The 10354-nt window shown below is 65.3% G+C and carries 9 protein-coding genes; 3 read left to right on the top strand and 6 right to left on the bottom strand.

All coding sequences use genetic code 11. The features are described 5' to 3' along the window. The 3 genes from EN993_RS24395 to EN993_RS24385 all read left to right on the top strand — a co-directional run. Window positions 1-986: ABC transporter ATP-binding protein (locus tag EN993_RS24395; RefSeq protein ID WP_164757782.1), on the top strand; the 986-nt coding region annotated here is incomplete at its 5' end. 30 nt (window positions 987-1016) lie between these two features. Beyond that, a complete protein-coding gene (locus EN993_RS24390) occupies window positions 1017-2399 on the top strand; it encodes an FAD-binding oxidoreductase (RefSeq protein WP_109660205.1) in 1383 nt (460 codons plus the stop codon). A 58-nt stretch (window positions 2400-2457) separates the two neighbouring features. After that, window positions 2458-2814: a cupin domain-containing protein gene (locus EN993_RS24385; RefSeq protein ID WP_109660203.1), complete on the top strand. Its 357-nt coding sequence runs from the start codon at window positions 2458-2460 to the stop codon at window positions 2812-2814. Window positions 2815-2831: 17 nt separating this feature from the next. Here the strand turns inward: EN993_RS24385 and EN993_RS24380 are convergent, their stop codons facing one another. The 6 genes from EN993_RS24380 to ntrB form a co-directional block, all read right to left on the bottom strand. Continuing rightward, complete coding sequence (locus EN993_RS24380) at window positions 2832-3098, bottom strand: BrnA antitoxin family protein (RefSeq protein ID WP_109660201.1); 267 nt, start codon at window positions 3096-3098, stop codon at window positions 2832-2834. 98 nt (window positions 3099-3196) lie between these two features. Beyond that, complete coding sequence (locus tag EN993_RS24375; RefSeq protein WP_127265039.1) at window positions 3197-6031, bottom strand: nitrate reductase; 2835 nt, start codon at window positions 6029-6031, stop codon at window positions 3197-3199. Window positions 6032-6034: 3 nt separating this feature from the next. After that, complete coding sequence (gene nirD / locus EN993_RS24370) at window positions 6035-6364, bottom strand: nitrite reductase small subunit NirD (RefSeq protein WP_109661329.1); 330 nt, start codon at window positions 6362-6364, stop codon at window positions 6035-6037. A 5-nt stretch (window positions 6365-6369) separates the two neighbouring features. After that, window positions 6370-8820, bottom strand: a complete 2451-nt coding sequence (nirB, locus tag EN993_RS24365; protein WP_127265038.1) for a nitrite reductase large subunit NirB — start codon at window positions 8818-8820, stop codon at window positions 6370-6372. A gap of 4 nt (window positions 8821-8824) precedes the next feature. Beyond that, the gene (locus EN993_RS24360) at window positions 8825-9622 is read right to left on the bottom strand and encodes an ABC transporter ATP-binding protein (protein ID WP_127265037.1); all 798 of its coding nucleotides are present in this window, start codon (window positions 9620-9622) and stop codon (window positions 8825-8827) included. Window positions 9623-9632: 10 nt separating this feature from the next. Next, window positions 9633-10354: nitrate ABC transporter permease (gene ntrB / locus EN993_RS24355; RefSeq protein WP_127265036.1), on the bottom strand; the 722-nt coding region annotated here is incomplete at its 5' end.

Here is a 10354-nt window from a genome sequence, read left to right as displayed (position 1 = left end):
GACCCAGCGGCTCGGGCAAGACCACCACGCTCAACGTCGTCGCGGGTTTCACCGACCTCACCGCCGGCGACCTCGCCGTCGGCGGCAAAAGCATCGTCGCTCTGCCGGCGCACAAGCGCAACATCGGCGTCGTCTTTCAGCATTACGCGCTGTTTCCGCACATGACGGTCGGCAAGAACGTCGCCTATCCCCTCACCTTGCGCGGCATGGACAAGCCGGCGCGAGATCGCCAAGTCGCGCGCGCCCTCGATATGGTCAAGATGGCCGATTTCGCGCATCGCTATCCAGCCGAACTCTCTGGCGGCCAGCAGCAGCGCGTGGCGCTGGCGCGCGCCATCGTCTTCGATCCGCCGCTGCTCCTGATGGACGAGCCGCTCGGCGCGCTCGACAAAAAACTGCGCGAATGGCTGCAGCTGGAAATCAAGCGTATCCACCGCGAACTCGGCACCACCTTCGTCTACGTCACGCATGATCAGGAAGAGGCCCTGGTGCTTTCCGACCGCATCGCCGTGTTCAACCAGGGACGCATCGAACAGGTGGGAACGGGCCGCCAGCTCTATGACGAGCCGACGACCTTGTTCGTAGCGAAGTTCATCGGCGAATCGACCAGCCTGCGCGGCGATGCCCAGACGTCCGGAAACGAGACCAGCCTGACGATCGCCGGCCAGAAGATCGTTGCCGGCGGCAAGCTCGCCGGCGGCCAGAAGCCGGTGGTCCTGCTGCGACCGGAAAAGCTCTCGCTTGCCAGCGCAAAAACGCCTTTGACCGCAGGGCAGAACAGCCTCACCGGTGAAGTCAGCGAGGCGATCTATCTGGGGTCGGGTTCGAAATACCAGGTGACGCTTCGCGATGGCTCGGTCGCCATCGTGCGCTCGTCGCTGGAAGCCGCACCGTTCTCGATTGGTGACACAGTCGATCTGCGCTGGTCCGTCGTCGATGCAAAACTTCTTGCCGACGACAACCGCGCCGACATGACGATGACCTGACCGCTCTTTTTCCCCGCAGGATTTTTAGACATGGACGCCAAAGTCAACGGCAACGTCTCGTTCTGGTATGCCGACATCGGCCTGCCGGCCTATCGCGCGCCGCTCCCGGGGGATATCGAAGCCGATGTCTGCATCGTCGGCGCCGGCTACACCGGGCTGTGGACGGCCTACTATCTGAAGAAGGCCGATCCTTCGATCCGCATCGCCATCGTCGAGCGGGAGTTCGCCGGCTTCGGCGCGTCGGGCCGCAATGGCGGCTGGCTGTCCGGCGGCTTCAGCTGGTCGCGCGAGAAATATCTGCAGATGTCGACGCGCGGCGCCGTCATCGACATGGAAACCGCCATGCATGGCACGGTCGATGAAGTGATCAAGGTGACCGAGGCCGAAGGCATTGATGCCGACATCCGCCGCGTCGACAATCTGACGGTCGCCACCAACCCGCCGCAGCTCGAACGGATCAAGGCCGCCTATGCCGATGCGATCGGCTGGAGCGTACCGCAGGACCGCGTCAGCCTGATTGGCCAGGAAGAGGCCAAGGCCCGCATCAACATCAAAAATGTGCTTGGCGGTTATATCCACCACGGCACCGCGCGCGTGCAGCCGGCCAAGCTGGTGCGCGGCCTGTCCGAAGCCGTCGAGCGGCTCGGCGTGCCGATCTATGAACAGACCACCGTGACCGGCATCGAGAAGGGCAAGGTCACGACGAACCGCGGCACCGTGCGCGCACCGATCATCATCCGCGCCACCGAAGGGTTCACGGCCGGCATCTCGGGCAATGAGCGGCTCTGGCTGCCGCTCAACAGCGCGCAGATCATCACCGAGCCGCTGCCGCAGTCGCTGTGGGACGAGATCGGCTGGCAAGGCCATGAGCTCCTGGGCGACGCCGCGCACGCCTATTGCTACGCGCAGCGCACCAGGGAAGGCCGCATCACCATGGGCGGGCGCGGCGTGCCGTATCGCTACGGCTCACAGACCGACGTGCGCGGCCAGACGCAGCAGGCGACCATCGAAAGCCTGCACGCCATCCTCATCCGCCTTCTGCCGCAGACAGCCAGGCTTCGCATCGACCACGCCTGGTGCGGTGTGCTCGGCGTCCCGCGCGACTGGTGCACGACGGCTGGTCTCGACCTTGAGACCGGCATTGGCTGGGCCGGCGGCTATGTCGGGCTCGGCGTGTCGAGCTCCAACCTTTCAGGCCGCACGCTGCGTGATCTCATCTTGCGCCGCGACACCGAACTGACCCGCCTGCCCTGGGTCAACCGCAAGGTCAGCAAATGGGAGCCCGAGCCGATGCGCTGGCTCGGTGTCCACTCGATGTACCAGCTCTACCGCGTCGCCGACGAGCGCGAGGAGGCCGGCCTCCAGCACACGTCGAAACTGGCCGCGATCGCCGACCGCATCACCGGGCATTGAGCCTTCGGAACGATTCCAAAAACCTTCTGCATTTTCAGTGCCTGCCTGGAGACCCGCCATGACCGACTTTCAGACCTTCGCCCATCTCGCCGCTATCGATCTCGGCGAGCCCGAGCCCAAGCCGACCTCGATCAGCGGCAATCAGCTCGAAGCGTCGAAGACGCTGTGGACGTCGCCGGACGGCACACTGGAAGTCGGCGTCTGGGAATGCACGCCGGGCCGGTTCACCGCATCGCGCGACAGCAATTCCGAAACCTGCCACATCGTCTCAGGACGGGTCTCGCTGCATAGTCCCGATGGCCGCAGCGAGGATGTTGGCGCCGGCGAAATGCTGGTGCTGCCGAAAGGCTGGAAAGGCGAATGGACGATCCACGAGAAGACGCGCAAGCTCTATATCCTGCACTTCGAAGCGTGAGCCGGCTGGAACAGCCGCTACTCGTCGTCTGAACGATCATCCCCGGTGACAGCAGGCTTGCCTTCTATCGCTTGCCGCAAGGCGTCGTTGATGCGGTCCTGCCAGCCAGGACCATCCTCCTGGAAATGGTCCAGCACGGCGCGGTCGATCCGGATCGAAACAAGCTCCCTGACACCCGGAGCGGCCGTAGGCTCGCGGACCGGGGCGACCGGCTTCTTCACCGGCTTGAAAGCCGCTTCGGCGGCAGTCATCGGATTTGTCGGTCGGCGCGGGGGATTTGCCATTTGGATGACCCTGACTGAAGACGATTCGTGCTGACGCTGCACGCTTGCGCCACCATAGCCCAACAAGCACCGTCGCGCAGGCCCCTTGGCGAGGACAATCACTCGGCTGCTTGGAGACTCTGTGCGTCGACAATAACCCTAATCTCGGCGCGGCATGAGCCGCAATTCGTGCCGGCATGCAGGGCCGCGCCGATTGCCGCGACGCTGCCGCAGCCGCGGCGCACCGCTTCCGCGATCTGGTTGGCGCCGACGCCGAAACAGGAACAGACGATGGCGCCGCGGTCGACATCGATCCCGCCCGGCCGCCCGGCCACGATCGCCAGCCTGCCGCGCCGGTCGACATGATCGGCGCTCAGCTGTTCCGCCGCCCAGCCGCGCGACACGGCGACCGGGCCGGGCGCGACGAACAGGGCGCCTGACAATCGATCGCCGTCGAAGGCGGCGATGCGATGCTGGCCGGCGTCGCTGTCATGATAGGCTGACATTTCGGCACCCGCTGACGCGCCGAACAGTGACCCGGCAAAGCCGGCCCAGTCGATGTCGTCATCGGCAAAGGCCAATTCGACCCGCCAGCCGCCGTTACATTTGGCCACCGCCCAGTAGGCCGCGGTATCAGGCGCCGGCCTCTGCCGCGTCACGGCGAAGCCAAAGGCTTTAGCAGCGAATTTCTCGATGCGGACTGCGACATGTTTCAGCGCCGGCTGGCCGGAAATGGGATCGGTCAGCGGCGCAGTCAGCGTGTCGAGCCGGCCCTTCGCGGCAAACTGATCGGTCCAGTGCATTGGCGCAAACAGGCTGCCCTGGCGCTGGCGTGCCGTCACCAGAGCGCGCACCAGCACGTCGCCGCGCGGGCTGGAAACGCGCGCGATGTCGGCGTCGCCGATGCCGAAGCGTTGCGCATCCACCGGGTGGATTTCGACGAAGGGCTCGGCGATGTGCTGCGACAGCCGCGGGCTTTTGCCCGTCCGTGTCATGGTGTGCCAATGATCGCGGATACGGCCGGTGTTGAGGATCAGCGGATAGTCGGGGCTGGTGCGGATTTCCGTGGTTGGGCGGATCGCAATGAAGCGCGCCTTGCGGTCGGGTGTGAAATAGCCGCCGTCGGCGAAGAAGCGAATAGGTTGGAGCTCAGTCGTGCCGACCCCCTCTGGCCTGCCGGCCATCTCCCCCTCGAGGGGGGAGATCAGCTCGCCGCTCGGCTTTCGCCAATCTCCTGCGCTGCTGGATGTGCGCAGGCCGCGAAGCTGCGTATCTCCCCCCTCGAGGGGGAGATGGCCGGCAGGCCAGAAGGGGTCGGCACGACTGGGCGCTGGCCACTGGAACGGTTCAAGTGCCTCATACCCCTCCCCATCGATCTCCCCATAAGCGCCAATATCGAAATCCCGCGCGCCGTCATTCTCGAACCCCGACAAAGCGGCGTGCTCGGCAAAAACCTCCCCCGGGGTCTCATAGGAAAACGCCCCGCCAAACCCCATCCGCATGCCCACCTCGGCGACAATCAGCCAGTCGGGCCTTGCCTCGCCGGGCATGGGCAAAAAAGCGCGTTGGCGTGAGATGCGGCGCTCGGAATTGGTGACGGTGCCGTCCTTTTCGCCCCAGGCAGCGGCGGGCAGCCGGACATGGGCGTGGCGGACGGTGTCGGTCTCGGCCAGCACGTCCGACACCACGACGAACGGGCAGGCCTTGATCGCCGCTTCGACGGCATCGGCGTCCGGCATCGAATCGACCGGATTGGTGGCCATGATCCACAGCGCCTTGATGCGCCCCTCGGCCAGCGCCTGGAACATCTCGACCGCCTTCAGGCCGGGCTTTCCGGCAATGGCCGGCGCATTCCAGAAGCGCTGCACGCGCTCGCGATGCTCTGGGTTTTCGATTTCCATATGGGCGGCGAGCATGTTGGCCATGCCGCCAACCTCGCGGCCGCCCATGGCGTTGGGCTGGCCGGTCACCGAGAACGGCCCTTCCCCCGGTCTGCCGATGCGGCCGGTGGCGAGATGGCAGTTGATGATGGCGTTGACCTTGTCGGTGCCCGAGGACGACTGGTTCACCCCCTGGCTGTAGACCGTCACTGTTTTCGGCGTCGCCGCGAACAGGCCGTAGAAGCGGCCAAGCTCGTCCTCGCTCAGGCCCGTGGCGGCGGCGACGCCGGCAAGGTCGAGCACGGAGGCGGCGAACAGCGCTTGCCCGAAGCCGGTCGTGTGCGCCGTGATATAGGCGCGGTCGAGCGCGTTGTGCTGGCCGAGATAAGCGAGCAGCCCGGTGAACAAAGCGACGTCGCCATCGGGCGCGATTGCCAGATGCATGTCGGCAATATCAGCGGTCATGGTGCGGCGCGGGTCGACCAGTACGATCTTCACCTCCGGTCGCTTTTCCCGGGCAGCCGCGATGCGCTGGTAGAGCACGGGATGGCACCAGGCGAGGTTGGAGCCGACCAGCACGATCAGGTCGGCAAGCTCCAGATCGTCATAGGTTCCCGGCACGGTGTCGGAGCCGAAGGCGCGGCGGTGGCCGGCAACCGACGATGCCATGCAAAGGCGCGAATTGGTGTCGACGTTGGCCGAGCCGACAAAGCCCTTCATCAGCTTGTTGGCGACGTAATAATCCTCGGTCAGCAACTGGCCGGAGACATAGAAAGCGACCGCATCGGGCCCGTGCTCGGCGATTGTCTGCGAAAAGGTCGAGGCGACAAGGTCGAGCGCCTCGTCCCAGCCGGCGCGACGGCCGTAGATCTCCGGATGCAGCAGCCTGCCGTCGAGATCGATGGTCTCGGCCAGTGCCGAGCCCTTGGAGCAGAGCCGGCCGAAATTGGCCGGATGGTCGGGGTCGCCGCGGACGGACACTTGCCCGTCCGCGGCGACCTTCGCCAGCACGCCGCAGCCCACCCCGCAATAGGGGCAGGTGGTCCTCACCTCGCGCGCTGCGTCGATCTCCATGGTTCAGGCCGCGCGGCTGGCCAGCGCTTCCAGCGCAATGAACAGACGCTCGCCTTCGACCCGCACCGGAATGCTGCGCACCGCGCCCTCGTCGGCGCCGAGCGCCTTGCCCGTCTCCAGCGAAATCACCCAATTGTGCAAGGGACAGGTCACCGCCGTGCCGTGCACGATGCCCTGGCTGAGCGGCCCGCCCTTGTGCGGGCAATGGTCGTCGATGGCATAGACCTGATCGTCGGCGGTACGGAAGACGGCGATTTTTCCCTCGGGCGTGACGACGCAGCGCGCTCCGCGGCGCGGGATGTCCGAGAGGGAGCCGATTGATATCCAGTTCATCATGATCACTCCGCCGCCTGCGCAAACCCGACCGAGGCCATCGGCCGGAATTCGTGCTTGTCCTTGCCGGAAACGCGCTCCGACCACGGGTCGACCTGGGCGAATTTCTGGCTGAAGACGAAGCGCTCGTAATAGGCCTTGCGCTTGTCGCCATCGTCCATGATCTGGCGCTTGATCTCGGGGATGCCGATGCGCTTGGCCCATTTGTAGATGCGCTCAAGATAGCGACCCTGCTCGCGGTACATCTGGGTCAGCGCCACGATGTGCTCCAGCGCCTCGTCCTCGGTCCTGACCATGCCCAACACCTCGGTGCCCTTGATGTCGAGGCCGGCCGCCCCGGCAAAATGGATTTCGTAGCCGGAGTCGACGCAGATGACGCCGACATCCTTGCAGGTCGCCTCGGCGCAGTTGCGCGGGCAGCCCGACACCGCCATCTTGACCTTGGCAGGCGTCCACGAGCCCCACATGAATTTCTCGATGCGGATGCCGAGGCCCGTCGAATCCTGAGTGCCGAAGCGGCACCAGTCCGAGCCGACGCAGGTCTTCACCGTACGCAAACCCTTGGCATAGGCATGGCCGGAGACGAAGCCGGCCTGGCCGAGATCGGCCCACACCGCCGGCAGGTCTTCCTTGCGGATGCCGAGCATGTCGATGCGCTGGCCGCCGGTGACCTTGACCATCGGGATTTCGAACTTGTCGACGACGTCGGCGATGGCGCGCAGCTCCGCGGCGTTGGTCACCCCGCCCCACATGCGCGGCACCACCGAATAGGTGCCGTCCTTCTGGATGTTGGCGTGGACGCGCTCGTTGATGAAGCGCGACTGGTAGTCGTCGGCGTAGTCGTCCGGCCAATCGCAGACGAGATAGTAGTTGAGCGCCGGCCGGCATTTGGCGCAGCCGCAGGAGGTCGTCCATTCCAGTTCCTGCATGACGGCGGGAATGGTCTTCAGGCGCTTGGCGATGATCAGCCGGCGCACCTCGTCATGGCCGAGCGTCGTGCAGCCGCACATCGGCTGCACCGCCGCCGGATTGTATTTGTCGCCGATGGTCAGCACCATCAGCTTCTCGACCAGCCCGGTGCAGGAGCCGCAGGAGGCCGAGGCCTTGGTGTGGGCGCGCACGTCGTCGAGCGAGGTCAGGCCCTTCCCCGCAATCGCACCAGTGATCTTTCCCTTGCAAACGCCGTTGCAGCCGCAGATTTCCGCATCATCCGGCAAGGCTGCAACGGCCGCCATAGGGTCCAGCGGGGCACCCCCCTGGTAGGACTGGCCGAAAATGAGCGTATCGCGCATTTCGGATATGTCGGTCTGCTTCTTCTTCAGATCGTTGAACCACGCACCGTCCGCCGTCTCGCCATAGAGCACGGTGCCAATGATGCGGTCGTCCTTCAGCACCAGGCGCTTGTAGACGCCGGCGGCCGCGTCACGCAGCACGATCTCCTGGCGGTCCTCGCCCTCGGCAAAGTCGCCGAGCGAGAACAGGTCGATGCCGGTGACCTTGAGCTTGGTCGGCGTGTCCATATGGACGAAGGCCGCCGCTTCGTTGCCGGCAAGCTGGCTGGCTGTAACGCGCGCCATCTCGTAGAGCGGTGCCACCAGGCCGTAGACCTGGCCGTTGACCTCCGCGCATTCGCCGAGCGCGTAAATATCAGGGTCGTTGCTGCGCATGCCGGCGTCGACGACGATACCGCGATTGACGGCGATGCCGGCCTGTTTGGCCAGCGCCGAATTCGGCCTGATGCCGACGGCCATCACCACCAGCGTTGCCGGAATGATCGTGCCGTCGGCGAGTTCCACCTGCCCGACCTTGCCGTTGCCGGTGATCGCCTGTGTGTTGGCCTTGGTGATGACCTTGATGCCGCGCTGCTCCACCGCACGCTGCAGCAGGTAGCCGGCGGCCGGATCGAGCTGGCGTTCCATGAGCGTCGGCATGACATGCAGCACGGTGACGTCCATGCCCTGTGCGTTCAAGCCCGCCGCCGCCTCCAGCCCGAGCAGGCCGCCGCCGATGACCACCGCCTTGGCCCGTGACTGGGCAGCGAGCATCATCGCCTGCACGTCGTCGAGGTCGCGATAGGTCAGCACGCCCGGCAGGTCGTGGCCGGGCACCGGAATGATGAACGGCACCGAGCCGGTGGCGATGACGAGCTTGTCGTAGGGCTCGGTGACACCATGATCGGAGGTGACGGTCTTCGCTGCCCGGTCGATGGCGACGATCTTGTGGCCCTTGTAGAGGGTGATGTTGTTGGCGATGTACCAGCCGTCGCCGTGGATGATGATTTCCTCATAGGCCTTCTCGCCCGACAGCACCGGCGACAGCATGATGCGGTCGTAATTGACGCGCGGCTCGGCGTTGAAGATGGTGACAGTGTAGCGGCCCGGCGCCTGTTCCAAAAGGTGCTCCAGCATGCGCCCGGGGGCCATGCCGTTGCCGATGATGACCAGTCTTTCGCTCATGGTGTTACTCCGCGGCTTCGACGAAGCGGTGGCGTTCGTAGAGGAACTTCAGCACCGCCTCGCGGCAGCGCAGGAAGGTCCGGTCGGAAGAGAGTTCGACGCGCCGGCGTGGCCGCGCCAGCGGCACGGCAAGCACCTCGCCGATGGTCGCCGCCGGGCCGTTGGTCATCATGACGATGCGGTCGGACAAGAGCACCGCCTCGTCGACATCATGAGTGATCATGATCGTCGTCGAGCCGAGCCGCGAATGGATGTCCATCACCGCGTCCTGCAGATGGGCGCGCGTCAGTGCGTCGAGCGCGCCGAACGGCTCGTCGAGCAGCAGGATCTTCGGCTCCATGGCCAGCGCTCGGGCAATGCCGACGCGCTGCTTCATGCCGCCCGATATCTCTGCCGGGCGCTTGTCCTTGGCATGCGCCATCTGCACGAGGTCGAGATTGCGCATGATCCAGTCATGCCGCTCGGCCTTGCTCTTCGAACGGCCGAAGACCTTCGACACCGCGAGATTGATGTTTTCGTAGACGGTCAGCCACGGCAGCAGCGAGTGGTTCTGGAACACCACGGCGCGTTCGGGACCGGGACTGTCGACCTCCTTGTCCTCAAGCAGCACGGCGCCGGCCGACACTTTGGTCAGCCCGGCGATCAGATTGAGCAGGGTCGACTTGCCGCAACCGGAATGGCCGATGATGGAGACGAATTCGCCCTTGTCGATGGTCAGCCTGATGTCCTTCAGAACGTCGCTGACCTGGGCACCACGAGTGAAGGATTTGTCGATATGGTCGAGTTTCAGATAGGCCGTCATCGCCCTCTCCTCACTTTGCCGTTGTGCCGCGGGTGACGAAGGCGCCGACCGCCGCGACCAGCCGGTCGAGGCAGAAGCCGGTGACGCCGATATAGGCGAGCGCGACGATGATGTCGGGCAGCCGCGACGAGTTCCACGCGTCCCAGATGAAGAAGCCGATGCCGACGCCGCCGGTCAGCATTTCGGCGGCGACGATGGCGAGCCAGGACAGGCCGATGCCGATCCTCAGGCCGGTAAAGATGTAGGGCGCGGCGGCCGGCACCATGATCTTGACGAAGAATTCGAACTGGTTGAGCCGCAGGATGCGCGAGACGTTGCGGTAGTCCTCGGGGATGTTGCGCACGCCGACGGCCGTGTTGATGATGATTGGCCATATCGAGGTGATGAAGATGACGAAGATCGCCGACGGGCTGGAATCGCGGAACGCAGCCAGCGACAGCGGCAACCAGGCGAGCGGCGGCACCGTGCGCAGGATCTGGAACACCGGGTCGAGGCCGCGCATCGCCCAGATCGACTGACCGACCAGCGCGCCGAGCGCGACACCGACGATCGCCGCCAGGCCGAAACCGATGGCAACGCGCTGCAGCGAGATCAGCACCCGCCAGGCGAGCCCGATATCCTGCGGGCCATTGTCGAAGAACGGATGCGCGATCAGATCATAGGCCTCGTTCCAGACCTGGGTCGGCGGCGGCAGGCTCGATGTCGGCGACGAACAGGCGATCTGCCAAACGA

Origin of the sequence: Mesorhizobium sp. M7D.F.Ca.US.004.01.2.1, assembly GCF_003997785.1 — a bacterium.
Taxonomy (GTDB): domain Bacteria; phylum Pseudomonadota; class Alphaproteobacteria; order Rhizobiales; family Rhizobiaceae; genus Mesorhizobium; species Mesorhizobium loti.
Note: the sequence above shows the minus strand (reverse complement) of the source record. Positions and strands in the feature narration are given on the sequence as shown.